23 protein-coding genes and 1 pseudogene are annotated in these 26,441 nt (G+C 57.9%); 13 read left to right on the top strand and 11 right to left on the bottom strand.

Features of this window, described 5'->3' with window-relative positions:
- Positions 1–181: 181 nt before the first annotated feature.
- The 8 genes from PA598K_RS21550 (at position 182) to PA598K_RS21515 (ending at position 8,823) form a co-directional block, all read left to right on the top strand.
- Positions 182–826, top strand: a complete 645-nt coding sequence (locus PA598K_RS21550) for a hypothetical protein (RefSeq protein ID WP_185602146.1) — start codon at positions 182–184, stop codon at positions 824–826.
- Between the two features lie 47 nt (positions 827–873).
- On the top strand, positions 874–3,183 hold the full coding sequence (locus tag PA598K_RS21545) for an AraC family transcriptional regulator (protein WP_260405534.1): 2,310 nt from the start codon (positions 874–876) through the stop codon (positions 3,181–3,183).
- A 332-nt stretch (positions 3,184–3,515) separates the two neighbouring features.
- Positions 3,516–5,123, top strand: coding sequence for an extracellular solute-binding protein (locus PA598K_RS21540; protein WP_128658945.1), 1,608 nt, complete (start codon positions 3,516–3,518; stop codon positions 5,121–5,123).
- A 20-nt stretch (positions 5,124–5,143) separates the two neighbouring features.
- Positions 5,144–6,055, top strand: coding sequence for an ABC transporter permease (locus tag PA598K_RS21535; RefSeq protein WP_128658940.1), 912 nt, complete (start codon positions 5,144–5,146; stop codon positions 6,053–6,055).
- A 27-nt stretch (positions 6,056–6,082) separates the two neighbouring features.
- Positions 6,083–6,976 carry a carbohydrate ABC transporter permease gene (locus PA598K_RS21530; RefSeq protein ID WP_128658939.1) on the top strand — a complete coding sequence of 298 codons (894 nt, stop codon included), beginning with the start codon at positions 6,083–6,085 and terminating at the stop codon, positions 6,974–6,976.
- A 133-nt stretch (positions 6,977–7,109) separates the two neighbouring features.
- Positions 7,110–7,742 carry a 3-hexulose-6-phosphate synthase gene (hxlA, locus tag PA598K_RS21525; protein WP_128658938.1) on the top strand — a complete coding sequence of 211 codons (633 nt, stop codon included), beginning with the start codon at positions 7,110–7,112 and terminating at the stop codon, positions 7,740–7,742.
- Positions 7,743–7,746: 4 nt separating this feature from the next.
- Positions 7,747–8,307, top strand: a complete 561-nt coding sequence (gene hxlB / locus PA598K_RS21520; RefSeq protein WP_128658937.1) for a 6-phospho-3-hexuloisomerase — start codon at positions 7,747–7,749, stop codon at positions 8,305–8,307.
- A 135-nt stretch (positions 8,308–8,442) separates the two neighbouring features.
- Positions 8,443–8,823 (top strand): winged helix-turn-helix transcriptional regulator, encoded by a 381-nt coding sequence (locus PA598K_RS21515; protein WP_128658936.1) that lies wholly within the window; start codon positions 8,443–8,445, stop codon positions 8,821–8,823.
- A gap of 41 nt (positions 8,824–8,864) precedes the next feature.
- On the opposite strand, the gene PA598K_RS21510 is transcribed toward PA598K_RS21515, so the two are convergent.
- A complete protein-coding gene (locus PA598K_RS21510; protein ID WP_376739057.1) occupies positions 8,865–9,650 on the bottom strand; it encodes an SDR family oxidoreductase in 786 nt (261 codons plus the stop codon).
- Between the two features lie 88 nt (positions 9,651–9,738).
- Positions 9,739–10,563, bottom strand: coding sequence for a MerR family transcriptional regulator (locus PA598K_RS21505; protein ID WP_128658935.1), 825 nt, complete (start codon positions 10,561–10,563; stop codon positions 9,739–9,741).
- Between the two features lie 357 nt (positions 10,564–10,920).
- Here PA598K_RS21505 and PA598K_RS21500 point away from each other — a divergent pair, with 357 nt between their 5' ends.
- Both PA598K_RS21500 and PA598K_RS21495 read left to right on the top strand, forming a co-directional pair.
- A complete protein-coding gene (locus PA598K_RS21500) occupies positions 10,921–12,330 on the top strand; it encodes an extracellular solute-binding protein (RefSeq protein ID WP_128658934.1) in 1,410 nt (469 codons plus the stop codon).
- Between the two features lie 525 nt (positions 12,331–12,855).
- The gene (locus tag PA598K_RS21495; protein WP_128658933.1) at positions 12,856–14,520 is read left to right on the top strand and encodes an extracellular solute-binding protein; all 1,665 of its coding nucleotides are present in this window, start codon (positions 12,856–12,858) and stop codon (positions 14,518–14,520) included.
- A gap of 117 nt (positions 14,521–14,637) precedes the next feature.
- On the opposite strand, the gene PA598K_RS21490 is transcribed toward PA598K_RS21495, so the two are convergent.
- The 5 genes from PA598K_RS21490 to PA598K_RS21470 all read right to left on the bottom strand — a co-directional run bounded on the left by PA598K_RS21490 (position 14,638) and on the right by PA598K_RS21470 (position 18,262).
- A complete protein-coding gene (locus tag PA598K_RS21490) occupies positions 14,638–15,639 on the bottom strand; it encodes an aldose 1-epimerase (RefSeq protein ID WP_128658932.1) in 1,002 nt (333 codons plus the stop codon).
- A gap of 147 nt (positions 15,640–15,786) precedes the next feature.
- Positions 15,787–15,990 (bottom strand): GNAT family N-acetyltransferase, encoded by a 204-nt coding sequence (locus tag PA598K_RS21485; protein ID WP_260405535.1) that lies wholly within the window; start codon positions 15,988–15,990, stop codon positions 15,787–15,789.
- 477 nt (positions 15,991–16,467) lie between these two features.
- On the bottom strand, positions 16,468–17,109 hold the full coding sequence (locus PA598K_RS21480; protein ID WP_128658931.1) for a hypothetical protein: 642 nt from the start codon (positions 17,107–17,109) through the stop codon (positions 16,468–16,470).
- Positions 17,066–17,902, bottom strand: a complete 837-nt coding sequence (locus PA598K_RS21475) for an ImmA/IrrE family metallo-endopeptidase (RefSeq protein ID WP_128658930.1) — start codon at positions 17,900–17,902, stop codon at positions 17,066–17,068. The genes PA598K_RS21480 and PA598K_RS21475 overlap by 44 nt, the downstream gene beginning before the upstream one ends.
- A gap of 9 nt (positions 17,903–17,911) precedes the next feature.
- Positions 17,912–18,262, bottom strand: coding sequence for a helix-turn-helix domain-containing protein (locus PA598K_RS21470; protein ID WP_185602145.1), 351 nt, complete (start codon positions 18,260–18,262; stop codon positions 17,912–17,914).
- 313 nt (positions 18,263–18,575) lie between these two features.
- Here PA598K_RS21470 and PA598K_RS21465 point away from each other — a divergent pair, with 313 nt between their 5' ends.
- Positions 18,576–19,421: an SDR family oxidoreductase gene (locus tag PA598K_RS21465; RefSeq protein WP_128658928.1), complete on the top strand. Its 846-nt coding sequence runs from the start codon at positions 18,576–18,578 to the stop codon at positions 19,419–19,421.
- A gap of 569 nt (positions 19,422–19,990) precedes the next feature.
- Here the strand turns inward: PA598K_RS21465 and PA598K_RS21460 are convergent.
- Entirely contained in the window at positions 19,991–20,572 is a 582-nt protein-coding gene (locus tag PA598K_RS21460) for an NAD(P)H-dependent oxidoreductase (RefSeq protein WP_128658927.1), read from the bottom strand.
- 121 nt (positions 20,573–20,693) lie between these two features.
- Here PA598K_RS21460 and PA598K_RS21455 point away from each other — a divergent pair, with 121 nt between their 5' ends.
- Positions 20,694–21,707: an AraC family transcriptional regulator gene (locus PA598K_RS21455; protein WP_260405533.1), complete on the top strand. Its 1,014-nt coding sequence runs from the start codon at positions 20,694–20,696 to the stop codon at positions 21,705–21,707.
- 185 nt (positions 21,708–21,892) lie between these two features.
- Here PA598K_RS21455 and PA598K_RS21450 read toward each other — a convergent pair whose 3' ends face one another.
- The gene (locus PA598K_RS21450) at positions 21,893–22,582 is read right to left on the bottom strand and encodes a metal-dependent hydrolase (protein WP_128658942.1); all 690 of its coding nucleotides are present in this window, start codon (positions 22,580–22,582) and stop codon (positions 21,893–21,895) included.
- A 175-nt stretch (positions 22,583–22,757) separates the two neighbouring features.
- Here PA598K_RS21450 and PA598K_RS21445 point away from each other — a divergent pair, with 175 nt between their 5' ends.
- Positions 22,758–22,952: a hypothetical protein gene (locus PA598K_RS21445; RefSeq protein WP_128658926.1), complete on the top strand. Its 195-nt coding sequence runs from the start codon at positions 22,758–22,760 to the stop codon at positions 22,950–22,952.
- A gap of 180 nt (positions 22,953–23,132) precedes the next feature.
- On the opposite strand, the gene PA598K_RS21440 is transcribed toward PA598K_RS21445, so the two are convergent.
- A complete protein-coding gene (locus PA598K_RS21440) occupies positions 23,133–26,081 on the bottom strand; it encodes an SLC13 family permease (RefSeq protein ID WP_185602144.1) in 2,949 nt (982 codons plus the stop codon).
- A gap of 97 nt (positions 26,082–26,178) precedes the next feature.
- A pseudogene (locus PA598K_RS38145) lies at positions 26,179–26,441 on the bottom strand (multidrug ABC transporter ATP-binding protein); the annotation flags it as partial.

Genomic DNA, 26,441 nt, shown 5'->3' with positions numbered 1-26,441 from the left:
CACACGCCTTGCCGTAATCCTCGCCATCCTCATCCTCACACGCCTCGCCGTACGCTCCTCCATCCTCACCCTTCATACTCCTCTTCCATACTTCCCGCCTTGCTCTGCTCGCCTTGACGTTGCGCGGTGTAGCCGACTATAATTAGGGCCAGATTCCAGACCTGTCCAGAGGAGGGGCTTGATGCTTCATAGGTTGATGAGGGCGTTGTTCTATCCGTCGCCCGGGATCGATATTGGCGCGCAGGAGGCTGCGGATTACGAGGCGTGGCTGGAAGGGGGCTTGGCTCTGTATAAGTTGTATGCGCTTCCTTATGATCCTGTGCGAATGCTGCGCTATCTGGCAACCCGGGAGCGCTATCTGTTCCACGGCTCCAACAACCGGGAGATTGCCCGATTCGAGCCTCGGGAGCAGACGTTGTATAGCGGCAAGCCGGTACATGCGGTTTTTGCTTCCGCTGAGCCGCTTTGGTCGTTGTTTTACGCGGTATTCGACCGCAGCAAGCTTGTTGGCAGCTTTCGCAACGGCTGTCTGGCGTACGGCGGGAAGAGCTATCATTACTATTCGCTCAACGCTGCGACGATGCGAGCAGAGCCATGGACGCAAGGGGCGATCTATGTGCTGCCGCGCGAGCCGTTCCGCCGCGCCTCGAGCAGCAAGCTGCGCTTCGATGAGTGGATCAGCGAGGAGCCGGTCGAGCCACTGCTCCGGGTCGACGTACAGCCGCAGCACTTCGTGTTCCGGGATCGAGTGGCTGTCCATGGCGATCGCGAGCCCGTGTGGCAGACCTGGCTTAGGTACAAGTCTCGCACATCTGTTACGCGATAAGGCGTCGCACAGGATTCTTCCTGCCGGGAGGCGGGGGGAATCTTTTTTTGAATTCACAATCCATGAAAGGCGGGGATGAACCGTTGAACAAAACGAAGGCGACGATGCTGATGCAGTTCCTCGTATCGTATCTCTTGGTATTCCTGCTGCCTGTAGCGAGCATCCTGCTCTACTACTATCCCAACTCCACTCAGGCGGCCAAGGAAAAGGAGATGGCGTGGAACTCGCATATGACCGAGCAATTCATGAATGCGATGGATATCTTCACCCGTTACGTCTATGACTTGCCCTACGAGCTGATGCGCAATCGCGACCTGAAGATTTATCTTGCTCCGCATGACGATTATCACCGGTACATCCTGGCTAATGAGATGCGCAAGTATAATGCGACCGATGGCTTCATCTATAACACGTTGCTCTATGTCAAGGAGGTAGACTATCTGTTCTCCAAAACCGGCAACGTCTATACCGTCGACGACTTTAATCGCCGCGGCGTCGGCTATTATTACGAATCGTGGCCGCATGGCCGGATGTTCGAGGAACTGGATCGTCTGGACGCGCCGCTCGTACGGGGGGTGGAGGCAGTCGTCGTCCCCGGCAACAACCGGGCACGGATGATGACCTTCCTGCTGCCGATGCCTTCCGGCGAGCAATCCCCAGGCGTCCTGCTCATCCAGGTGTTGGAGAGCACGATCTCGCGCCTCGCCCATACGGTGTCCGACTCGTACAACGGGACGATCTTCATCTTGGACGAACGCGGACAGCCGCTCGTCTCGACGCAGACGGTCGGCTACGAGGCGTCGCCCGCCTTCGATCAGCTGATCGCCGGACTCGCCGAGCAGCCGCCCGGCGCGGCGATCCACCAGGTGGAGGGCAAGGACTATATCGTCTCGCACACCGTGTCGGAGCGCAACGGCTGGCAATATGTCAGCCTGCTGCCGCTCACTGAGTCGCTGCAGACGATCCGCTCGATCCAGTGGAACTCGGTGCTCATCTTCCTGCTCATCCTGCTGGTGGAGATCGTCGTCATCTATATCTCGCTGAGGTATAACTACCACCCCATCAAGCGGCTGGTGCAAGCGGCGACCGAGCTGTTCCAGCATCGAGGCTTGCCTGCGATGAGCGAGGTGGAGACGATCCGCTATACGCTCGATCAGCTCTCCAGCGACAACTCGCGGCTGGATGAGGAGGTAAGGAGGCATCAGCCGATCGTGCGCGATTCGCTGCTGTTCGATCTGGCGAGCGGACGCTTCGAATCATGGGAGGCGTATCAACGGCAAGGAGGCGCCCATGCTATCGCGATCGCAGGCGCGCGAGTGACGGCTGCGATCCTTAGCTTCGCAGGCTATCGTGGCGATGAGGAGGCGCTGCGCGTCGCCGTGCAGCAGGAGGAGGCGAGGCTCGACGGGGCAAGCGACGAGATAGCTGGCTACCTGTTCCCGAGTGTCTACCCGCAGGAGTACATCCTGCTCGCGACGCATGAGCCTAACGCTTCGCTGGACGAGCAGTTGGGTGCGATGCAGGCGCGGCTCGAGACAGCGGTCGGGGTCGCTCCGGCGATCGGGATCGGCCAGGCTGAGTCATCCGAGACACCGGCAGGAGCGCATCACTCGTATCTGCAGGCGCTGCGAGCGGCGGAGCAGCTGCGCCTCTGCCGCCAGTCGACGCTGCTGCGATTCGCCGAGCTCGCCGAGCCCAATAGCGGATCGGTCGCCTACTCGGCCGAGCTGCTCCAGTCGCTGGAGATGGCGATCCTCAAAAATGAAGCCGGCATGGTCCAAGCGGTGCTGGAGCGGCTGCTCGTCCATATGCGCGGCGAAGGGATGCCATCTTATCGGATACGCAGCGTGTACGCCAACACGGTCAGCATCCTGCTCTCCGGCCTGCAGCGATTCCGGCGGGACGATGTGCGACTGCTCCGGCTGACGGACGCCGTGCTGTTGCACAGCTACACGCTTGAGCAGATGGCGGATATTATGCGCGACACGGCGGACAAGCTATGCGATCTGATGCAAGCGGCCAAGCCGGAGGCACGCGCTGCTTCGTCGGAGGAGATCCTGGCGATGCTGGAGAGCCAGGCCTTCGAGGCAGATTTCTCGCTGCAGACGATGGCTGACCATTTCGGGATGTCATTGTCCGGCTTCAGCTATCACTTCAAAAAAACGGTTGGCCATAACTTCAAGGAGTCGGTCGAGCGGCTGCGCATTCACAAGTCGATGCAACTGCTGCGCGAGTCGGATGCTCCGTTGGCGTCGATCGCCGAGCAGGTCGGCTACACGAATACATCAAGCTTCATCCGCGCCTTCAAAAAAATCGCTGGCGCGACGCCGGGGCATTATCGTGACACACAAAAATAAAGCGTCCTTGCTCGTGCGATGAGAATGGGTTAGCGCCAGTTTCAAGATCGCTTCCAGCAGGCTGGGTTTGCCGCCAATACCCAAAAATTGAAGAGGCGCATTTTTTCGAAAGCCGCGCTGCGACTGGTATGTAAGCGTTTCATGTAAATTCGGAGGAGTGCCTGCTCAAAAAATGAAAACGCTCAAAAAATGCCCGTTTACGATGGCGAACAGGCAGGGCTACAGTATAAGCACCGCGGCAAACGTCAGGCAGCATGAGCCAGTCGCGCATCCTCTCGCGCAGCATCCATGGCCCGGTCAAAATCTACGGAAGACAGGGGGAAACGGGAATGATGAACAAACGAAAAACCATCGCTTTATCGCTATCGCTGTTACTGCTCGCGACGAGTGCGCTGGCCGCATGCTCCAATAACAAGGAGGCATCTGGCGGCGACGGGGAGGATGGCGCACCGGTCAGACTGACGGGCGTCGTCATCAAGCACGCATTAACGAAACCGCTTGCAGAGATGGAGTGGCTGCAGGAGGTCGAGGCGAAGGCAGGGGTCAAGATCGACTGGCAGGAGATCTCCGCTGACTGGGATCAGAAAAAAGGGACGATGCTGGCGAGCGGCGATGTACCGGATCTGTTCGTCGGTCCCAATGTCGTCACGGACGGCGACTTTGCCCAGTTCCAGGGGCTGTTCCAGGATCTGAACGAGCTGCTGGAGCTGGCGCCCAACGTGCAGCGGATGTTCGAGGAGAAGCCGGAGACGCTCCGCATCGCCACCCAGCGCGACGGCCAGATCTATGGGCTGCCGAAGTATCAGCGGTATTGGCCGGATTCGTCGACGCGCCAATACATTAACCAGCAATGGCTGGACAATCTCGGTCTCGACATGCCGACGACGTGGGATGAGCTGTACGACGTGCTACTTGCGTTCAAAAACGAGGATGCCAACGGCAACGACGATCCGAACGACGAGATCCCAATGGATTGGCCCGGCGGGATCGGCGGCTATTTTAACCCGGCAGTGCTGCTCGGTGGCATGGGCATGACGCTCTCCTCCGATGTGAGCGGGCGAGGCTACTTCGTCGAGGACGGGCAGGTCAAAAACTTCCTCGTCGACGAACGCTTCAAGGAAATGGTGCAATTCCTGAACCGGATCTACAAGGCGGGTCTGATCAATCCTGAGGTGTTCACAAGCGACTATACGAAGTTCCAGGCGCTGGCGCGGGGGACGGGGGATACCGCCAAGGTCGGGTTCACCTGGGGCTGGGTTGCCTCCGATCGATTCGGAGAGCAGGTCGGGCCGCAATATACGTCGATGCCGCCGCTCCAGGCCAAGCCCGGCGCCCAAGTGTCCTGGAGCTACGATACGTACAATCTGAACTACGGCGCCAACCATATCGTCATGTCCGCCAAGTCCAAGCACAAGGAAGCAGCGATGCGCTTCATCAACGAACTGTACGATCCGAAGGTCGGCATCCAGGTGCTGTTCGGCTCTATCGGACCCAACATTGAGGATCATGGGGACGGCACCTACAGCGTGCTGCCGCCGCAGGACGCACAGATGGACCCGGGCACCTGGAAGTGGACCTCGTCCTGGGCTGACAACGGCGCCTTCTATATCTCTGACGACATCGAGCTGACGCTGGGCAAGGATATGCAGGAGGTGCTGACCCAGTCGGAGCCGCTGGCGGAGGCGCTCGCCGATGTGGACCCGGAGCAGGATATCTATCCTGCGCTGTTCATTAAGTATTCGACGCCGGACAACAACACGCTTAGCCTCAACAATACGAACGTGATGAATCTCGCCAACACGTCCTTTGCGAAGTGGGTCATGAACGGAGGCATCGAGGGTGAGTGGGACAAGTACGTCGCCGAGGCATCGAAGGCCGGACTGGACAAAAATCTCGACATCATGCAGCAGTATTATGACGAATACCTGCAAGCGCAGTAGCCGGAGAGGAGGAGCTTCAGATGAACCAGGCAAAATGGCGTAAATGGCTCGGCGGCGACGTTCAGCTGTGGCTGATGGTTTTTCCGGCGCTGGCCGTCATCCTGATCTTCAACTATGTGCCGATGTATGGCGCGCAGCTGGCCTTCCGCGACTTCGACTTCAGCAAGGGGCTGACCGGCGGCGAGTGGCGGGGGCTGTATTACTTCCAGCAGTTCATCGACAGCTATCTGTTCACCGACCTGATCCGCAATACGTTCCTGATCAGCCTGTCGACGATCCTCATCGGCTTCCCGGCGCCGATCGTGCTGGCGCTCATCCTGAACCAGATCCAGAGCCATCGCTGGAAAAAGCTGATGCAAACGACGGTGTATATGCCGCACTTCATCTCGGTCATCGTCCTGGTCGGCATGCTGCATGTGCTGCTGTCGCCGGGTACGGGCATCGTCGGGCATCTGTTGAAGTCGATCGGGCTGGGCCATATCCATCTGCTCGGCTCGACCTCGACGTTCATCCCGACGTATGTCCTCTCGGACATCTGGCAGCATGCCGGGTGGAGCAGCATCATCTATCTGGCGGCGCTCTCCGGCGTCGATCCTCAGCTGTACGACTCGGCCAGGATCGATGGCGCCAACCGCTGGCAGACGGTACGCTATATCGATTTCCCGACGCTGCTGCCGACGATCATCATCCTGTTCATCCTGAGCATGGGCAACATCCTGAGCACCGGCTTCGAGAAGATCTTCCTCATGCAGAACTCGCTGAACCTGCCGGTCTCTGAGGTGATTGCCACCTATGTATACAAAATCGGCATCGTCTCCAACCAGTTCAGCCTGGCGGCGGCGATCGGACTGTTCAATACGGTCATCAACTTCGTCTTCCTCGTCACGATGAACCAGATCTCCAGACGGACGTCGGATACGAGTCTGTTCTAGCTCATTCGATAGAAGGAGGTGTTGTCCATGATGCGCTCGCGCATAAGCGGCGGCGAGCTGGCGTTCCGGCTTGTGCTGTTCGTCTGCTGCGCCGCGATCTTTCTGCTGATCGCCTATCCGCTTTATTTTATCGTCATCGCCTCGATCAGCGACTCGACGCTCGTCTCGACCGGTCGGGTGCTGCTGTTCCCCAAGGGCGTCAGCTTTTTCGGCTACGGCCAGATTTTCCAGGACGAGCGGATCTGGATGGGATACCGCAACACGCTGTTCTATACGTCGGCTGGCACGCTGGTCAACCTGCTCGTAACCTTGCCCGCCGCCTACGCGCTCTCGCGGCAGCAGTTCAAGCCTCGGCGAGTGCTGATGTTCGTTTTTGTGTTCACGATGTTTTTTAACGGCGGGCTTATCCCGACCTATCTGCTCATCCGCGATCTGGGCATGACCAATACGGCGTGGGTGTTCATCGTACCGTTCAGCGTCAATGTATTCTATCTGATCATTGCCCGTACTTTCTTCGAGAATACGCTGCCCAAGGAGCTCTACGAGGCGGCGGCGATGGACGGCTGCTCGCATGTTACTTACTTCGTCAAGGTGGCGCTGCCGCTGTCCAAGGCGATGATCTCGGTCATCGGCCTGTATTATCTGGTCGGGCACTGGAACAACTTTTTCACGGCGCTTATCTACATCCGGGACAACAATCTGCAGCCGCTGCAGATCATCCTGCGAGATATCCTGCTCTCCAACCAAGTGTTCTCCGAAGGGGCGGGGGCAGGCGGCGCCTCGGGCGGTTATGCCCAGCGTTATGCCGATCAGATCAAGTACGGCGTCATCATCGTCTCGACGCTGCCGGTGCTGGTGCTCTATCCGTTCTTGCAAAAGTACTTCGAGAAAGGCGTCATGATCGGCTCGGTCAAAGGGTAGCGGGGCCGCGTCCCTACACAATAGTATCCTCCAGGTAACTACACCACTTGCAAGTGCGTACTTCCGATTCGGATAGAGAGGCGCTAGAATGAAGCCTGTACTCATATTCCGATGATAGGGAGACGATGAATAGATGAAGCTGCAATTGGCACTGGACCTGGTAAATATCCCGGAGGCGCTGGCCCTGGTCGAACAGGTGGAAGAATATATCGATGTCGTGGAGATCGGCACGCCGGTCGTCATCAATGAAGGGCTGCATGCGGTGAAGGCAATCAAGGACCGCTTCCCGGCGCTTGAGGTGCTGGCGGACCTGAAGATCATGGATGCCGGCGCTTACGAGGTGATGAAGGCGTCCGAGGCGGGAGCAGACATTATCACCGTACTTGGCGTCTCCGACGATACGACGATCGCCGGCGCGGTGGCGGAAGCGCGGGAGCGGGGCAAGCAGATCATGGTCGATATGATCAATGTGCCGAATCTGGAGCAACGGGCGCGCGAGATCGATGCGCTTGGCGTCGACTACATCTGCGTGCATGCCGGTTATGATCATCAGGCGGCAGGCAAAAACTCGTTTGCCGAGCTGCGGACGATCAAAGGCGTCGTCGAGCAAGCCAAAACTGCCGTGGCCGGCGGCATTAAGCTGGAGACGATCGAGGAAGTGATCGCGGCCGAGCCGGATCTGGTCATCGTCGGCGGCGGCATCACCGGCGTCGACGACAGACCTGCAGTCGCAGCAGCGATGCAGCGGCTGGTCCGGGGAGCGTAAGCGGATGTCGTCGGTGCAAGCCTCGGCGGAGGCGATCGCCCGCGAGCTGGCTGCGCTGGCGGCGGCGGTGCCGGACGAGGCGGCGGAAGCGCTGGCGGAGCGGCTGCAAACGGCTCCGGCGGTATTCGTCGCCGGAGCCGGGCGCTCGGGCTTGATGGGCCGGGCGCTGGCGATGCGGCTGATGCATCTGGGCATCGCGGCGCATATGGTCGGCGAGACGACGACGCCTGCCTTCCGGGCGGGCGACCTGCTGCTGATCGGCTCCGGCTCGGGAGAGACGCCGGGTCTGGTGGCGATGGCGGCCAAGGCGCGTCGTCTCGGAGGCGTCGTCGCGCTGGCGACGACGAATCCGCAATCGACGATAGCCGAGAGCGCCGAGCTGGTCGTCGCGCTGGCTGCGTCGCCAAAGGACGATGCGGACCCGTCGCGGCGCTCGCAGCAGCCGATGGGCTCGCTGTTCGAGCAAGGACTGCTGCTGCTGTACGACGCGCTGGTGCTGCGGCTCATGGAGCTGCGCGGGCTGGACGGCGCGGCGATGTATGCGAGCCATGCCAATCTGGAGTAAGGCAGGGGCAATCCTGAATAGCGCAAAGGCGCTCTCAAACCCACTAGAGAAACGGGGCTGAGAGCGCCTTTGCTTATGCTTATAGCGCTGTGCGGGCAGATCCGGTATACTGGGTGGACGAGGGGGTGGCGCAAGATGGCGCAAGTATTAAAGGAGAGGATCAATCTGCGGGAGATCAACTGCGAGAAGGAGCTGACGCTCGCCGTCATCGGGGGCAAGTGGAAGCTGATCATCCTGTGGCATCTCGGCCTGGAGGGGACGAAGCGATTCAGCGAGCTGAAAAAGATGATCCCTCATATTACCCAGAAGATGTTGACGAACCAGCTGCGAGAGCTGGAGGAGGACCAACTCGTCGAGCGCAAGGTGTACGCCGAGGTGCCGCCGCGCGTCGAATATTCGCTGACGGCCTACGGCGAAAGTCTGATGCCGGTGCTGCGACTCATGTACGATTGGGGCAAGCAGTACGGCGAGCAGGTCGTCTGGAGCCCGGGCGTGTCTGAATCCTCCGGGGGCTAATTGCCTTGGGACGAGATTCAGACAAGCCTGGGCGTGTCCGCTTATAGATGCGCTCCGCCCGTCGCGTCCACCATCTGGCCTGTGATCCAGCGGCCATCCGGGGAGGAGAGGAAGGCGACGATATCGGCCACGTCCGAAGGCTCGCCGACGCGTCCGAGCGCAGACATCTCGGCGGCCGACCGATAGCCCTCGGGCGTATGCAGCCAGGAGGCGTTGAGCTCGGTGTCGATAATGCCGGGCAACACGGCATTCACCGTAATCCCGCGCGCGCCCAGCAGACTGGCGAGATGCAAGGTAAAGGTATTCAGCGCGCCCTTGGTCATGTTGTACGCCATAATATGAGGGAAGGCGATGCGCGTGACGCCGGAGGAGATGTTGACGATCCGTCCCCCGTCCCGAATCCGCTCGAGGGATTGCTGGACGAGGAAAAAGGGCGCTTTGACATTGACCGCGAACAGATCGTCGAGCTCTTGCTCGCTGGTCGCCTCGATGGCCGACGACGTGCCGATCCCGGCGTTGTTGACGAGGATATCGAGCTGCGGGCTTCCCGTCCTCTGGACAAGCTCCTCATCCAATTGCCGTAGCAGCGTTGTGACGGCCTGCAGCGTATTTAACTCCGCGCCGATGGCAAACGCAGCTCCGCCAATCGCTTCGATCGACTGAACGGTCTCGCGCGCAGCATCCTCCCGCGTGCGATAATGGACAGCGACGAGAGCGCCTTCCGCTGCGAGACGCCCGGCGATGGCTTTGCCGATCCCGCGGCTGCCGCCTGTGACGAGCGCGACCTTGCCTTCCAGACGCTTCACCTTATTCATATTCACATTCATACTCTCATTCACTCCTTGATCTGTAGTTCATACGACCACAGTATAAACCCTCTTCCATAGGGGAGAGTCAAGGGGTGCTGCTGAGCATTCAGACGCGCTCAACCGGCAGCAGGATCTCGGCCACGCGCAATTGGCCATAGATGTCCTGATCCGACGTCCAGTAAATCTCCCGCACGGGAGTTTTTTTGATGGGGCGATATCCGCGCTCCTTGATCCAGTGCGAGAGCGTATCGATCGCTTGACAATGATCCGCATAAGGATTGCAGCGATGCATATAGGAAGCGGCTGCTTCGAAGCCGGGCAAGCGATGGATGCTTATTGCCTTGCTGGGCGGAATCGTAGCGGAGAGGGGGATCGCGACTTCAAGATTGGAATCTGCTCCGCTGCCGTTCGTTGTAGAATGCCGGATCAGGATCAGCTCCTTGTCCGGTTCCTCACCGCAGGCGGCTACATACTGCTTCAGCTCATCGAGCAGCAGACAACGCTCATGCTGAGGGACGACGGCGCGAAGCGAAGCGACGAGGAGCGGCTCGACCCGGCGAATCGAGCAGCTTTCCTCCGGCAATGCCGCGTCCTGTTGATGGATTCGGGCAAGCCGCAGATCGATTTCGTTTATTTGCAGACGTGCTTCCTCGAGCTGGCGCTCCAACTCCTGTCGTTTCTTTAGCAGCATATCCTCCGCATCGGCGAGCGAGGTGGCTTCGGATAGCAGCGGCGCGATCTTTTCCAGGGTCAGACCTTGTTTTTTGAAGTAGGCGATCCGCCTGATGGTCAGCAATTGATCGGCCGTATAATAACGGTAGCCCGATTCGTCGTCTATGTGCGCAGGCTTCAGCAAGCCGATCTTGTCGTAATGGCGGAGTGTTTTTATCGTGACGCCGCCTAGCTCGGCGAACGCTCCTATCTTGATCATTCGGCACCTCCTGAGTACACAAACTCTAATAACAGTATAAAGAAGGATGCTAGCTCCCACAAACAAAAATGATGCCGAAAATTCAGGCTGCCCTCAAAAGGCCGAAGAGGCACGGGATCGAATCTGTAGAAGCGAAGCGTTCGCCTTTGTCCCCGGATTTCAACCGCAAACGCGGTAAACAATCAAGAAATCTGGGGACAACAGCGATCGGAAGATCGATCCCGTGACCGTAGGCCCTTTTTTGAGGGCAGCCTGAAATCTGCCATTGTTCCCTCTGCGGTTGTTGACATCGGGTAGCCATTCCAGCACAATAAGAGTGGAATGATGTAAAACTATCGGTTGCAGGGAGAATTGTACATGACGAATAAACCAGGTCGGCATTCATTTCGAGAACGACTGGACTATATGATCGATAAGCTGCGGACGGATATATTGAGCGGCGTGCTGCAGGCGGGCGCCTACCTGCCGGCGGAGAGCACGCTGGCCAAGCAGTTCCAGCTCAGCAACAAGTCGGTGCGCAAAGGCTTGGACACGCTTGTCCAGGAATCGCTGATCGTCAAGATCGACCGCGTCGGCAGCATGGTGCTGGATGTGGCGCAGGAGCGGATTCGCATTCATTTTGGGTGCAGCGCCTCGTTGTCCCAGGACTTCCTGATCGACGAGCTGATCGCCGCCTTCCATCGCCAGCATCCAGGCATCCATGTATTCCCGGTCACGCTCAATGACTTCAACCATGTCCACTCTGCCTCGGAGATGATCAACAATGGCATGCTCGATGTCATCTCGCTCAACAGCACGCAGTTCCAGGAGATGACCGAGAACGGGCTGACGGCGCTGCTAGATCCGTTGGAGCCGGACGCCGGGCTGTATCCGATCGCCACGGAGGCTTTTTTGGCGCAGGGGGTAATGTACGCGTACCCGATTTCGTTTTCTCCTGTTGTGCTGTGCTACAATCGATCGCACTTCCGCGAGGCCGGGGTGCCGGAGCCGGACAGCTACTGGACATGGGACGACCTGATCGAGGCAGCGGAGACGCTCTCGCAGCGGCTTGGCAAGCATGCCGTTTATTTTGTCCCGGCTTCGGAAAATCGCTACTCGGTCTTCCTGCTGCAAAGCGGCCTGCATACCGTAACCGACGCGACGGGCAGACCGACGCTCAGCGCCGATACGGCGAAAAGCCTCAGCGTCTACAGCGGCTTGGTGAACAATCACCGGATATTCCCCAAGTATCTGGCGGGTGATCATGAGGACGAGACGATCTCGCTGTTTGTCAACGGACAGGTCTCGATGGTGCTGGCAACGTATTTCAACCTGAACGCCTTCAAAAACCTTGCGCTCGACTACGATCTCGCGCCGCTGCCAACGCTGAAGCCCCGCGATCCGCAGCGGATGCTGATGATCACGATCGGCGCCGCCGTGGCGGCCAACTCGAGACAGAAGGAGGCGGCTCGCCAGTTTGTCCGCTTCCTCGCCTCGGAGGAGGCGCAGAGCCTGATCCGCGAGAAGACGGTCAGCATCCCTGCGCGCAAGCTGGTGGCCGAGTCGCCTGCGTCCAGCGAGCTGAATCGGCCGTCGCGCTATTTGATGTACCGGGAGCTGTTGCCGGCCTTTTTTTACCATAGCGAGCTAGGCTTGCCTATCGATGCGCTGCGTCGATTCCGCAAGCTGCTCAATGCGTACTGGTCGGAGCTGATCGGCGAGGAGGAGCTGCACGAGGAGATGAGCAAGCTGATCCAGCTTGAACGACAACAAGGGCAGCCGGTCTGAATCGCAGTTTAAGTGACATATATGTAACGTGAAATCGAGTGTTAATTGATAAAGATAACTTTCCGAAGCGAAAAAACGTTCGGAAAGTTATTTTTTTGCGCATTTCCTTGTTTCTTTCGATTGATTCATTAATTTCATGATAATTTTGTTGACATGTTAATGCGGGCGCAATTATAATAAAATACATCAGATGTACAACAGTTGTTACGGGGGTTCATCTGGTTCGTTGGATGTTCGGGGAGCAGAAATGGGTTAATAACCAGCATTAACCAAGTGTAAGTGAACAAAAATCGAAAAAAATGCGATGAAAGCGTTGACAAAACTCTCGTCTCGCAGTTATTATGATGTACAACAGATGTACAACTGCGACGAAAGGATGTGTTCGACGCAATCGTATCAGGAGGTGGCACGCGGGTCTAGGTCATCAGGAGTACATCAGATAGTGGATTGAGGCTGTTGCAGGGCGAGATGGCACACAAATCTTTCATTCTAAATGGGATGTTCCCCAGGGGGTTGAAGACAAGGATGAGAAATCGTAAATGGACGGTTCTGATGACGTCAGTGTTGACAGCGAGCATGATGCTAAGCGCGTGTAGCGGTAACAACGGGGCAAACAATGGCGCGGCAACAACCCCGCCTCCGGCGGCAGGGGAAAACAACGCAGCGACAGGCGAAGGCGAGGGCGGCAGAGAGGCCGGCGGATTATCGCTGCCGATCGTTCAGGACAAGCTGGAGCTGTCGCTCTGGTCGCCGAGCGGCGGCAACTTCCGCGGCACGAACTTCAACGAGAAGCATTCCTTCCAGAAGATGGAGGAGAACACCAACATCCATATCGACTTCCAGCACACGACGGAAGCGAGTGCCGAAGCTTTCAATCTGATGATGAGCTCGGGACAGCTGACGGACATCATTTACTCCGACATCTGGGGGACGGAGGCCAGCAAATACGGCAACTGGGGGGCGCTGCTGCCGCTCGAGGATCTGCTCGCGGAGCATGCGCCGAACTTCACCCGCATCCTCGACGAGCATCCGGATATCCGGGGTCAGATCACTTCGCCGGAGGGGCATATCTACTACTTGCCCAATCTGGCGCTCGCCTCCGAGGACCTGACGCAAATGTTCCCGCAGATCCGCCAGGACTGGCTCGACAAGCTGGGCCTGCCGCTGCCGGAAACGACCGATGACTGGTACACGACGCTGAAGGCGTTCCGCGAGCAGGATGCGAACGGCAACGGCAGTCAGGACGAGGTGCCGCTCGTAACGGTCAGTCTGGAGAACATCATGATGCTGTTCGCTCCGGCGTATGGCGTCGAGTACGGCTTCTTCGTAGATAATGGTCAGGTGAAGTACGGTCCGGCCGATCCGCGCTTCCAGGAGGTCGTCGCTTATCTGCGCAAGCTGTATGAGGAGAAGCTGCTCGATCCCAACTATCTGGTCGACAACACCTTCCAGTCGCTGACCGAGAAGGTGACGACCGATAAGGCCGGCGCCTGGTTCGGCTGGTCCGGCTCGTATATGGGCAACTTCACCACCTTGATGGAGGGCAAGCACGAGACGTTCAAGCTCTCGCCCGTGCTGCCGCCCAAAGGTCCGAATGGCGATCAGCGGCATGTGTCCTTCCGCTGGCAGGCGGCCGCGCACGGTCTGGCCGTCTCCTCGCAGACGAAGCACCCGGTCGAGGTCATCAAGTGGCTGGACTACCAGTACTCGGAGGAAGGCATCCTGCTTAACAACTTCGGCGTCGAAGGCGTCTCCTACGATCTGGTGGACGGACAGCCGATCTACAAAGAAGAAGTAACGCATCCGAGCAACGGGCTGACGAATACGCAGGAGCTGCTCAACCATACGATCGGCGGCGGCAGCTGGGCCACAGTGGCCGATCCGCGTTATGCCGAGCAGATCCGCGTAGCCAACGGCCAGACAGACAACCCGCTTAAGCTGTACAGCGAATATATGGACTTCGACGCCAAGATGCCGCCGGTACAGTTCACCTCGGGGGAAAGCGAAATTACGGTGCCGCTAATGGCGGACATCCAGACCTACGTTGCCGAGACGATCAACGCGATGATCATGGGACGCGGGACGGTTGAAGACTACTCAGCAGTCATTACCCAACTGGAGCAGATGGGCATAAAGCAGGTGTTGGAGCAATACCAGAGCGCCTACGACCGGTTCAAATCGCAATCCTAATTTTGTAACGAGCTTTGCGGCAGACGGGGGCGGCGACCGCCCCCTAGGGCGTGTCTGCATACTCCGAGGGTAGCAGAGCATGTGTGCAGATACGCCCTAAGTTAGGCCCGGTACGCGCTACCTTTGCTCGATGAGATAGAGACGGCTCGTCTCCTCCCACAGCTCGCCCTGCCCGAGACCGATCAGGCCGATCTCCTCGGCCGGCAGCTCCGGTCCGTTAGGCGCGTTGACCAGATTCATCTGCGGCTCCGGGCAGAAGAACCCCGGCGTCGCCTTGTTGTTCCAGATCATCCACTGCTTGTACGCCGTGCCGACATCGTATACGAGCTTGAGGCCAGCCCGGCTGTCCAGCAGCTCCATCCGATTGCGGCCGTCCTGGGGCACTGCCTGATAGTGGTTGTCCATCTCCTCGAAGAACGGCGACAGTCCGCCCTCGGACAGCTTGCGCTCCTGCTCGCTTTTCTCCTGGAAGCGTCCCGTAGGCAGCAGACGATCGCTAAGCTCCCAGCGCTCGCCGACCGTTACCTTGAAGGTGCAGTCCTCTGCCGCGCTCCCCGGTGCAAACGGCGCATTGATCGTCGTATGGAACGCCATCAGGCAAGGCATCCGCGTCTCGCCGTTGTTGCGCACCTGCACCCGCTGATGGAGGCCGTCGCCGCTGAGCGTATACTGGAGCCGGATCGTGAAGGCATGCGGGAAGTGACGATACACCTCGTGCTGCTCGTCGATCGTCAGCGACAGCGTGACCCGGCTCTCCAGCTCGTCCGCGCCGTATCCTTCGACACTCCACGGCAAACCGTACACGAAGCCATGCAGATGGTTGCCTGTCGCCGCCTCGTTCACCGGGAACTGATACGTCTTGCCCTCCCAACGGAACTTGCCGTCCTCGAATCGGTTGGGCGGGAACAGCACTGGAATACCATGGACGTAAGGCAGCGCTTTAAACGCTTCCATCTCGTCCGCCGCAGGCTCTCTCAAATAATGATGCTGCCTCGCCGTATCCCGAAAGGCGATCAGATTGGCGCCGACGCCCGGCAGCACTGCCGCTTCGTAATCGCCCGCTCGCAGCCAGATCGCCGGCTCCCCGTGAAATACACCCTCATAGGCTTGTTGTGCCATAAGTCTTGCTCCTCCCATCATCGGACTCATCCCTGGACTCATCCTGACTTGTACGTACATCCAGCCTCACTATACCATAAGTTGCATCCGCTGGGGAACAGCCGAGCTGGAGCAAGTACGGCTCTCCGCTCTGTAGGTAACGGCTCGTTATTCAACAGGTGCTGGGCTATATCTGCGGACCATCATGTCCCTTTGTACAAAGCCGAACTGCTCATAGAGTCCATGCGCATCGCGTGTACCGAGATAAATATTCGTATGACGAATGCGAGGATGGTCGACCACAACAGCCACCATCCATTTGCCGAGTCCTTTTCCGCGATGATTCGTGTCGACAAATAACTGCTCTTCAATAAGGCAATGACCACATCCGGCTGCAGCTCTTCCATCCTGTCACTGATCCTGTAAGGCAGGCTCTCATGAATCCACTCCATCTGTATACCTCCATGGTTCGAAATTTTTGCCCACCAAAACACGAGATGCCAATGTACTGTTCACGCGCAAAAAAACTTGCCTTTACTTGTGGTACGGTTCGCCGCGTTTCTTGAAGTGGCAAAACACTTGGCATAATTGTATCGTTGATGCTTTCGCGGTCACAATTCCCTTGATTGCTCACGCCAAGACAGGCGGTGACGAATCGATTGAAGTTGTTCAATATTTAGAATCTCTCCAACAATAATTTCAGCGAAAATGACCGAAGAAGCTAAAAAGCTTCTCGGTCATTTTAATTAGCTAACTCGTATATTAGATAAAAGCTCATTTCCATTCACCGGTTTGCCTAGTTTGTGATAAATTAAAAAAGCGACTTTTGTAAAACTAAATCGCTTAAATCTACAAACACCAAATATCATTTTGAAAAACACTTTTTGCCCTTTCCATTTTTTCTCTGTCTCTTTCATCCTGATGTGCAAAACACCACATCGCATATGCTTCTTTTCGTGATAAGCCTTTTTTCTTCATAGCCTCAATAAAATCTCTAAGTCGAATCACCAAAATATCTTTATCAGTCCCACTATTCAGTTCATTATTTAACAATTCTTGAAGCTCACGTTCGTCCGAAAGTATAAATGGAATTCCACTTGCAAAAGCGAAGGCTACCGAAACAGTTTCTCCCCAGTTCTTACCATTTACTCTCGTCTCAGGATCTACCAACTCCAAGTGCTGTATTGTCTGTTGGTAAATTAGCGATTTATAAGCATCATAGCGTAAATCTTCTGCATCAACAATAACAGCCCTTTCGTCCTCTATCAGTTTATCAATTTGGTCCTTCGTTCTTTTCGGCATTAAGATTTCATTCTCGTATACGTAACGATGAATGTATAACTTTTTTACTAATAGGGGAATGTATTTTTCAATAGCATTAAACTTTTGGACTTTCTCTAATTTAAGAGCGAAATCTGTATCTAATATCGCTTCTTCCCAGATCCAATCAGTCATCCCCGTCGTAATCCCCCATGATACTATCCCATTCATCCTCCCCTCCCGATTCAATAATCTGCATTGTTTCAGGAGATTCATTTACGATTGATAGGATATTCCGAAGTTTTCGTTCATTGATAATCTCTTTACCATATGCCGAAATCGCATTTTCAACTAGTTTTTCAAAATAAACCTCGTTTGTTCTATCCTGTGTAGAATCATTTAGCTGCAATCTCTTTCTGACCAGCATTACACCTGCTTGTGGGTCTCTATCTGGTACAGTCAAGAATTCTCTCATCTTCCTATTATCAATAAATTGAATTTCAAACAAACGCCTTACAATAGTTTTGAATGGCACATAAAACAAAGCCATTAACCTAACGATGTCTTCAATCTTTAAAGAATCTTTTTGTATTCCACGAGATATTATTTCGTTAATTAAAACCTCTGTAGGGACAAGCAATATGGCTGCAAATAGGTTAGCTTTTAACTCATTAACATCATCGGTTTCATTCTCTAACACTTGGTCGTTTAATATCTCTGTTTGGTTTAGTTTATCCTGATCATACCAAATATGATATAACTCATGGGCTGCTGCAAACACTTGTTTCTCTCGAGGGATGAACGTGTTTATATACACAAAAACTCTGTCTTTTTTCTTGCAGACAAAAGCACATAACTCATTGTCTTTAATAGGGTATTTAAGCAGTGTTGCTTCTTGTTGGATTAGGTCTAATACCTCTTCTCTCAATACCCTGTGTGTTTTCAATTTTTCTCCAAGCTTTGCTCGAACCTTTGCTTCGATTTCATCGAATTCCTTTGGGCTTAAAGATTGAAATCCTCTCATAGTGCCTCCTTATTTCGAATGGAGAATTTCTTCTAATTCGATCATTTCATTCATTACATGATTTAGAAATTGAAGCCCTTCTTTGGTGTTTTCATTTTCCAATTTTCCCATCATAAATAAAATTGGTTCTTGAATTACTTGTGGGGTTTCCTTCGGTCTTAGAAGTTCATCCACCGTCACTCCGATGATGTTTGCTATTTTTGCAATTTCATCAATATTAATTGCCTTTTTCCCATTGACAATCTTGCTCATCACTTGTTTAGAAATACCCATTCTCTCTGCAAAAAAGGACTGGGTTTCTCCTTGTGATTCAAGCCATCCTGCAATCTTCTCTCCTATTTGCTCGAAGATTGTTTTCATTTTACACATCCCCTATTGTTAAGTAGTTTCAGTATATGCTTACTGATACAAAAAGTCAACAAATCATTGACCAAATAAAAAAACAAGTACACAAAACGAATATGAATCTCAACTGCTTTGCTTTAGTCTTACGTTCCCTCCGAATGCTAAAAAATATCCGCTTTGGTTACAATAATCTCCCCTCTCCGCTTCACCACTACTTGGGATACGGCTCGCCGTGCTATACTAATACTACAAAATTAATACGGCAGATCAGACATACAGCGAGGAGCGCTATCCTGCCGTCACTACGCTGCGAGGAGGCCAACCGCTCATGAAGGACAAGACCGTCATCGTCACCGGCGCCAATGCCGGGATGGGACTGGCGACCGTGACTCTGCTGGCGCGCAAGGGCGCACATGTCGTCATGGCATGCCGCAGCCGCGAGCGGGGCGAAGCCGCGCTCGCCCAAGCCCGTCGCGACAGCGGATCTGCCGCTATCGAGCTGATGCTCTGCGATCTCGGCTCGCTGGAGAGCATCCGCTCGTTTGCAGAGGCATACCGATCGCGCTACGCTTCGCTGGATGTGCTAGTCAACAATGCCGGCGTCGTCGCCATTAAGCGACAGACGACCCGGGACGGCTTCGAGAGCATGATCGGCGTCAATCATCTCGGCCACTTCCTGCTGACCCGTCTGCTGCTGGAGCCGCTGATCGCCGCGCCGCAGGGACGGATCGTCAACGTCTCCTCGGGCGCGCACAAGTGGGGCCGTATCTACTGGGACGATCCGCATCTGACGCGAGGGTTCAACGTCGTCAAAGGCTATGCCCAGTCCAAGCTCGCCAACATCCTCTTCACCAGGGAGCTGGCCGCGCGACTGGCCGACACCCGGGTGACGGCCAACAGCCTGCACCCCGGCGCGGTCAGCACCCAGATAGGCATCGATCGCAAGACCGGGTTTGGCCGCCAGGTCCATGCGCTGCTACGCCCGTTCTTCCTGACGGCGGAGGAGGGCGCCGGAACCGCCGTCTATCTCGCCTCGAGTCCCGATGTCGCGACCGCCAGCGGCGGCTACTACATCAAGAGCAAGCTGGCTCCGATCGCCAAGCGCGCCGCCGACAAACAAGCGGCGCAACGGCTCTGGACATGGAGCGAGCAACAGGTCGGAATGGAGCTGTAGTGACGCAGCGGCTCTGGACGTGGCAGGTCGGACTGGAGCTGTAGCGACGACGACGAGCGGTCCGCGCCCACAGCGCCCGGGCCCTTCCGTTCCAGTCTGGTGCGCTTTTGATACAAACAAATGCAAAAGTACCTTTATTTTCACCAAAACGAGGAAGAACCAGGTGAATAAATGCAAATGCGCACTTAAAAGGATTGAAATTGCCTCAGGTGCGACGTTTCCCCAAAAATAACTGCACTTTTGCATTAAAATCCCGATTAATCGCGCTTTGGAGCATAAATAAAGGTATTATTGCAGTTAAGCGATGACAGGCACCGCATGGAATCACTCATAACCAAACCACGCGAGTATAGCGAATGGAGAGCGGCCTCGCGAGAAGACTCGAGAAGTGCAACGTCCATAGGAACGGTAAGTTAGGATCGTGCTACTAAGCCGTGCGGAGAACGCCGGGGTGTGCCTTGGGCGGCTGAGCTGTATTGTAACCGCAAGACGGGACTGCGGCGGAGCAGCGGCTGGCCGGGGCGGCACACCGCTGCAACCTCGTGTCCCGCCAAGGCTAGCCAGACGGCCTACCCGCGCGCTGCGCCGAGCCGCCGCACTTGGTCCAGCCAGCGTTCGCGCTGCTCGGCCGACGACTTGCGGATCGGCGCGAACTCGGTAATCCGCACCGGCTTGATGCCGCAAAATTCGAGCACATTTTTTTTCATGACGCGATAGCCAGCCCGTCCGTAGACGAGACGATTGTAGATCGACGGCGTGTCTAGCGTAATGATAAGGCGCGCCGACTTGCCTGCCAGCAGGCGGTCCCACAAGGGCGACCCTTTGCGATAACGATAGGCGAAGCCCGGCAGGAACACCCGGTCGATGAACCCCTTGAGCACCGCAGGCGCTGCCCCCCACCAGGTCGGGTAGACGAAGACGAGATGGTCGGCCCAGCGGATATGCTCTTGCGCTTCCAGCAGATCCGGCTCCAGCTCCATCGGCTGGCGGTTGCCGAAGGCAAGATTGGGGTCGAAGGACAATTGGCTCAAGTCGATGTGGCGCACCTCGGCTCCGCTGCCCGCGGCCCCTTCAAGGTAAGCGCGGGACAGGGCGGCGCAGTAGCTCTTCGGATCGGGGTGACCGGTAATCAGGACGATTCTGGATTTCATGACGATAACCTCTCCTCTGGAAATGATCTACCCCAATCGTACTATACCGCCTGCAGGGGGACTATGATGCATCGCGCAGATCGATTGCGGATATGCGCAGACTGATAGGGAGGGCTATACCTTGCAAGAAGATTATGGGGTATCGAGCACGATGCTCTACCCGATCATCAAGACCTTGACCCGAAGAGGATGCGACCTCGCAGCCTTCTATGAGGCAAACGGTCTCGAGCCTGAGCAGATGGACGACCCGGACGGACGGATCGCCGGCGCAGAGCTGGAGCGCTGGACGCTGGCTGCCGCCGCCTGGACGGGCGACGACCATTTCGGGCTGCACCAGGGGCGGACGATGGAATTTGTCGATCTCGGCATCCTCGGCTATGTGCTGATGCACTCGGAGACGATCGCTGACTCCTTGGCAGCCTACCGGCGCTATAACACGACCCTCGTCAGCGCCTTCGGACTCGACTGGGAGGAGCGCGAGGGCGAGCTGCGCCTCCGCTTGTACTCCCGTACGCCCCAACGCATGTCTCGCCATTGCGTCGAGGACATGGCCAGCTCGCTCTACGACCTGCTCGGCAAGCTGAGCCATCGCGAGGTGCCGTTGCTCGGCGTTGATTTTGCCCACGACCCGCCCGCCGATATCCGTCCGTATGTAGAAGTGCTTGGGCGGATGCCCCGGTTCGGTCAGCCTGTGGACCAGCTTCGTCTGGCGCCTGAGGTGCTCAGCTTCCCCGTCCGCTATGCCGATCGGCGGCTGCTCGCATATTTCGAGGGACTCGCTCGACAGAGCGCCGAGGAGCTGGAGCGCTCCGCACCCTTCTCCGAGCAGATCGTCTCGTGGCTGCATCGCCAGTTGCCGCAGACCTTGCCGACGTTGCAAGAGACGGCGCAGGCCTTCCATGTCAGCTCGCGTACCCTGCAGGAACGGCTGCATCGCGAGGAGCTGACATACAATGCACTGATGATGCGGGTGCGCAAGGAGTTGGCGATCGACTACCTGAGTCAGACGCCTTACGCGGTGGGCGAGATCGCTTACGCCCTCCATTTCTCCGAGCCGAGCGCCTTCCAGACCGCCTTCAAAAAATGGACCGGCCTCACCCCCGGCCAATACCGCGCGCATACGATGCGGGGTTGATAGCGGCGGCTGACGACAGGTCTCTCTCCAGATCCCTTCATAAACCAATAACGGCACGTTGCCTGCGAAGCAGCCCCTCTACATGAGGCGTGCGCTTCGCGGCCGCGTGCCGCTGGTCGTGTTAGCTATATATGGCAGTCGCCGGGCTTGTCCCTCCGACCCACGATCTACTGGACGCCGTCGCTCTACAGCTCCAGACTCTCGCCTGGCTCCAGGATCGCGCCCTCGATGCCGACGCCGGCCAATGCCTGGCCAAAGGCCGCTCCGTCCTGCGCGATGAGCGGGAATGTATTGTAATGGACAGGCAGCACCCGCTTAGCCCCTACCCACTGGGCAGCCAGCAGGGCATCCTCCGGTCCCATCGTGAAGTTGTCGCCGATCGGCAGGATCGCCAGATCGATCGCATGGCGTTCGCCGAGGATTTTCATATCTCCGAACAGCCCCGTATCGCCGGCATGGTAGATCGTCTTGCCCCCGATCTCCAGCAGCAATCCCGCCGGCATCCCCATGTAGATGAATGTCTGCTGGTCAGCCACCTCGTACCCTGAGCCGTGATACGCCTGGGTCAGCTTGACCCGTCCGAAGTCAAAATTGTAGCCTCCGCCAATGTGCATCGGATGGACCTTGCAGCCTTGCCAGCCCATGTAGACGGCCAGCTCGTTGGGCGCGATGATAAAGGCGTCATTGCGCTTGGCGATTGCCTCCGCGTCCCCGACATGGTCGCCATGCCCGTGCGTCAGCAGCACGACGTCCGCCCGGATCTCCTCCGCCGGAGTCTTCGCCGCCGGATTGCCGGTAAGGAATGGATCGATGATGAGCGTATGGGTACCCGTCTGAATCTGCACGCAGCTGTGGCCAAGGAACGTAATCTTCAACATGTCGCATCTCCCTTCTCAACCTAAATTCCAGTTACTGTCTAGTAGTATACCAGAACCTGCCCCCGTCCGAAATGTTAGCAAAGTATAGGGAAATGCAATATTCGCCTAATGTCAGACTCAACTTCAGTTGACAATTGAACGCTATACTTGGGTTATCCGCAGGGGCGAAAGGATGATTGCCTTGCCTAAGAAAGTGAACAAAAAAGAGCAGTATCCGTTCCAGGTTGAGCTTCATGTCACTCGCGTACGTACGCGCGAAGGAAACGGCGTCATCATCAGTCGCCAAGGCGAGTGGATCCAGGTACTGCTGCCGACGCGCAACAAGATTATCGAGACCAGCCTGTTCCTCGTTGACGAAGTTTCCTGATATCCTGATCCGGCTTTCAACCCAGCGCCTGCCTTCAAGATGCGCAGGATCTCATGTCCGACCGTTCAACCCATTTGCAACGATGTTCCGTCCGCAACCATAATAAAGCCGACCGTCTCCTAGGGGATACGGTCGGCTTTTTGATGATATGGGCTGGCACACCTGCCGCCAAGCTGGCGACTATTGGATCAGGCCGAGCCATTGCCAGTACGGCACGCACAACACCGCGATCAGCAGCACCAGGATGCCGTAGCCGAGCCCCATCCATCCGCCCTGACGGTGACTGAACGACTTGCCCTCTGTGCTGTAGTAGGCCATCAGATAGGTCGGCGACTGGTATGCAAAAAAGAACGGATCGGTGGAGAGCAGGATGAGGAACACCAGCACCCACGGATGCACGCCCGCCAGCCCGGCCAGCGGCAGCAGCGCGATGACGAGCAGGATCACGGCCGGGTCGTCGCGGATGATTAGCGTCACCGCAAAGGACAGCACGACGACCGCGAGCAGGAACAGCGTCGGCGAGGCGAGGAACACTGCCATATGCTCGCCTAGGAAGCCGGTCATTGCTTCGACGATGCCGAGTTGCTCGGCTGCGGCGGCGAAGCTGAAGGCGATCCCGATAAATATAAGGAACGGCCAGTCGACGCCGCTCTTCAGCGATGCCGTATCGAGGACGCCGGTCGCCACCAGTACGCCAAAGCCGAGCAGCATCACCCAGGCGTTGTCAACGCCATGCAGCGGCTGGGCGATCATCAGAGCGATGCAGCCGATCACCGTCGCCGTCGTGATCCGCTCCTCGCGGCTGAACGGCCCCAGCACCGCCAGCTGCGCGTCCAGCGTCTGGCGGGAGATCGGCCGCTCTGCCCGGACGCCGCGGAACAGCAGGCTCAGCAGCAGCAGGATGCCGGCACTGAACAGGATAAAGGCGGGCAAGGCGTACAGGAACCAGCGGAACCATGAGATCGGATGCCCGTCGCCGACGAGTCCGTAGGCCATGACGTTGGTGTACGAGCCCGTCAGGACGAAAGGAGCCGTGAAACCGTAAAATACCATCGCTGCCAGGCCCAACCCGGCCGCGCCCGGGCTGCGGTCGCGGAAGCCCATCGACTCCGACAACGTCGACGCCACGGGTACGCCGAGCGCGACCTTGGCCGAGGAGGACGGGATGAGCGGATTGAGCAAGGCGCCGCCCGCGACGATGCCCCAGAGCTGGCCCCGGTAATGCGATGGGAAGCGCCGGAGCGCGTGCAGCGACAGCCGATAGAGGATGCCCGAGCGGGTGATCGCCGCGCCTAGCGCCAGGATGAACACCATGTACAGCCAGGTCGGCGTGGCAAAGCCGGATAGCGCCGTCTCCGGCGGCACCACGCCGCCGAGCACCCACACCATCGCCATCAGCAGCGCGACCAGATAATCGGGGATGATGTTGACGATCCACAGGATGACCGCCGCGATCCCGACTCCGATGAAGAGCATCGCCGCCTCAGACAAGCCGCCGAGCGGCGGCAGCCAGCCGAACAGCAGGACGACCAGCAGCGCCGCAGCGACGCTCGCCGCCGCCGACCAGCGCGTCCGCTGCAGCAGCAGCCCGGCCCGACTCGCCAGACGCTCGGTCCGCTGCCGCTGCACCTGCTGCCGCTTCAGCCGGTAGGTGCGCTCCTCGGCAGCCTGAGCGGCAGCGCCCTGCTCCTCGCCCAGGCGACGGCCCAACTCCTCGGCCATCTGTACATACTCCAGCGCCTTGACGCGCTGATCCAGCCGATGGCTGAGCTCGCCCGCCCACTCATAGAGGCGCGCCAGCCGCGCGGGCGGCCAGTCCGGCGACAGCGCCAGCACATCCTCGAGCTGGCGCAGCGCCGGCTCTCGTCGCTCGTCGATACCATGCAGCACGTACGCCTCCAGCAGGACGCTGTGCGCGGCCAGCACTGCTGCCGGACAGCCGTCGAGCCGCTCGATTACTGCCGCCGGCAGCGATCCGCTGGCAGCGCCCTGTGCCAGCTCCCCCTCCAGCAGCGACGCCGCTTGCTCCCAATCCTCGAGCTCCAGCCAGGTCAGCAGCGCCCCCTCCAGCTGTCCGACGGCGGCCAGATGCCGGGCTTCGGCCGCGAGCAGCTCGCGCCGCCCCTCCGCCCCGCGCTCGCGCCGCAGCAGCTCCGACAGCTGACGCCGCAGCGCTGGCTCCAGCTGCAGCCAGCCCGGGCGTCCGGGGATCGGCAGCAGATAGCTCTGCAGCGATGCCAGTTCGTCCTCCGGTGTCGTGGCTGAGGCGCTGGACGGGGGACTAGGCGATGCAGTGCTAGACGGGGCGCCTGACATAGCCTCCGGCGAATCATCCGTCGCTGACGGCCCGTTCGACAGGGCGCTCGACTCAGCACGCGACGAATCGCCCGTCGCTAGCGACGCGCTCGACATGCCGCTCGACTCAGCGCGCGGCGGTATGCCCGATGGGACGCTTGGCGAGGCCGGGCTCGACGGAGCGCCCGACTTGCCGCTCGGCGAATCACCCGGCGTTGGCCGCTCGCTCGACATGCCGCTAGACGAACGCCCCGACTCCGACGCGGCGCTAGACGTCGCGCTCGCCGCGCCGCTTAGCAGCCGCGCAGGCAGCGTCGCCTCGAACATCGCAAACGCAGACAGCTCCAGCAGCAGCTCCCGATGCGCCGGGGACTGCCGCTGGAGCTCTGTATGGGCGCGCTGTGCCTGCTCCCCCTTGGTCGCTTGCAGCTGCATATTGGAACGATGCAGCCGGTCCGACAGCTGCCGCAGGAAGTACGCCGACACCGTAGGCTTGTCCATCAGCACCTCGTCGAAGGTCTGCCGATCGATCCGGTACAGTACCGCAGCCTCGCCGATGACCGCCGTGGCGGAGCGCCGCTCGCCCGTGAGCAGCGCCATCTCGCCTAGCGAGTCGCCCGCGGACAGCCGAGCCAGCGGCCGCTCCTCGCCGCCTTCGCTGGCCGCCGACAGCTCGATCGTTCCTTCCTGCAGGAGATACATATCGTCGCCGCTGTCGCCCTGGCGGAACAGCACAGTGCCGGCAGGCAGCGCCACCTTCTCCAGTCGACCGAGGATGCGGGCCAGCTCTAGGTTGGAGAGTCCGGCGAATAGCTTGGCTTTGCTTGCGTTCACGTACGTTTCCAACTTTCCTTAGAAGATGTACAGCCCCGAAACACTTGCGTTATTCCAGCATTGTACAACGATCCGCAGGACCAGGCAATCAGAGATTTCAGCGGCTGCCCGCTGCCTCCGGCTCCCTCGCGTGGACCAGTCCATAGTAGAAGCCCCGCCGCGTCAGCAGCTCGCGATGCGAGCCCTGCTCGAGGACCCTGCCGCCCTCGAGGACGATGATCCGGTCGGCCTGCCGGATCGTGTTGAGCCGATGGGCGATGACGACGCTGGTCCTTCCCAGCATGAGACGCTGCAGCGCCTCCTGGATCTTGATCTCCGTAACGGTGTCGATGCTGCTCGTCGCCTCGTCGAGGATGAGGA

The sequence above is a fragment of the Paenibacillus sp. 598K genome, from assembly GCF_003851045.1.
GTDB lineage: Bacteria > Bacillota > Bacilli > Paenibacillales > Paenibacillaceae > Paenibacillus_D.
Note: the sequence above shows the minus strand (reverse complement) of the source record. Positions and strands in the feature narration are given on the sequence as shown.

What these genes read in the sequence shown, in the direction of transcription:
- PA598K_RS21550 (WP_185602146.1), top strand. Translation starts at nt 182, where the DNA reads ATGCTTCATAGGTTGATGAGGGCGTTGTTCTATCCGTCGCCCGGGATC.
- PA598K_RS21540 (WP_128658945.1), top strand. Translation starts at nt 3,516, where the DNA reads ATGAACAAACGAAAAACCATCGCTTTATCGCTATCGCTGTTACTGCTC.
- PA598K_RS21535 (WP_128658940.1), top strand. Translation starts at nt 5,144, where the DNA reads ATGAACCAGGCAAAATGGCGTAAATGGCTCGGCGGCGACGTTCAGCTG.
- PA598K_RS21530 (WP_128658939.1), top strand. Translation starts at nt 6,083, where the DNA reads ATGATGCGCTCGCGCATAAGCGGCGGCGAGCTGGCGTTCCGGCTTGTG.
- hxlA (WP_128658938.1), top strand. Translation starts at nt 7,110, where the DNA reads ATGAAGCTGCAATTGGCACTGGACCTGGTAAATATCCCGGAGGCGCTG.
- hxlB (WP_128658937.1), top strand. Translation starts at nt 7,747, where the DNA reads ATGTCGTCGGTGCAAGCCTCGGCGGAGGCGATCGCCCGCGAGCTGGCT.
- PA598K_RS21515 (WP_128658936.1), top strand. Translation starts at nt 8,443, where the DNA reads ATGGCGCAAGTATTAAAGGAGAGGATCAATCTGCGGGAGATCAACTGC.
- PA598K_RS21510 (WP_376739057.1), bottom strand. Translation starts at nt 9,650, where the DNA reads ATGAATGTGAATATGAATAAGGTGAAGCGTCTGGAAGGCAAGGTCGCG.
- PA598K_RS21505 (WP_128658935.1), bottom strand. Translation starts at nt 10,563, where the DNA reads ATGATCAAGATAGGAGCGTTCGCCGAGCTAGGCGGCGTCACGATAAAA.
- PA598K_RS21500 (WP_128658934.1), top strand. Translation starts at nt 10,921, where the DNA reads ATGACGAATAAACCAGGTCGGCATTCATTTCGAGAACGACTGGACTAT.
- PA598K_RS21495 (WP_128658933.1), top strand. Translation starts at nt 12,856, where the DNA reads ATGAGAAATCGTAAATGGACGGTTCTGATGACGTCAGTGTTGACAGCG.
- PA598K_RS21490 (WP_128658932.1), bottom strand. Translation starts at nt 15,639, where the DNA reads ATGGCACAACAAGCCTATGAGGGTGTATTTCACGGGGAGCCGGCGATC.
- PA598K_RS21480 (WP_128658931.1), bottom strand. Translation starts at nt 17,109, where the DNA reads ATGAATGGGATAGTATCATGGGGGATTACGACGGGGATGACTGATTGG.
- PA598K_RS21475 (WP_128658930.1), bottom strand. Translation starts at nt 17,902, where the DNA reads ATGAGAGGATTTCAATCTTTAAGCCCAAAGGAATTCGATGAAATCGAA.
- PA598K_RS21470 (WP_185602145.1), bottom strand. Translation starts at nt 18,262, where the DNA reads ATGAAAACAATCTTCGAGCAAATAGGAGAGAAGATTGCAGGATGGCTT.
- PA598K_RS21465 (WP_128658928.1), top strand. Translation starts at nt 18,576, where the DNA reads ATGAAGGACAAGACCGTCATCGTCACCGGCGCCAATGCCGGGATGGGA.
- PA598K_RS21460 (WP_128658927.1), bottom strand. Translation starts at nt 20,572, where the DNA reads ATGAAATCCAGAATCGTCCTGATTACCGGTCACCCCGATCCGAAGAGC.
- PA598K_RS21445 (WP_128658926.1), top strand. Translation starts at nt 22,758, where the DNA reads ATGATTGCCTTGCCTAAGAAAGTGAACAAAAAAGAGCAGTATCCGTTC.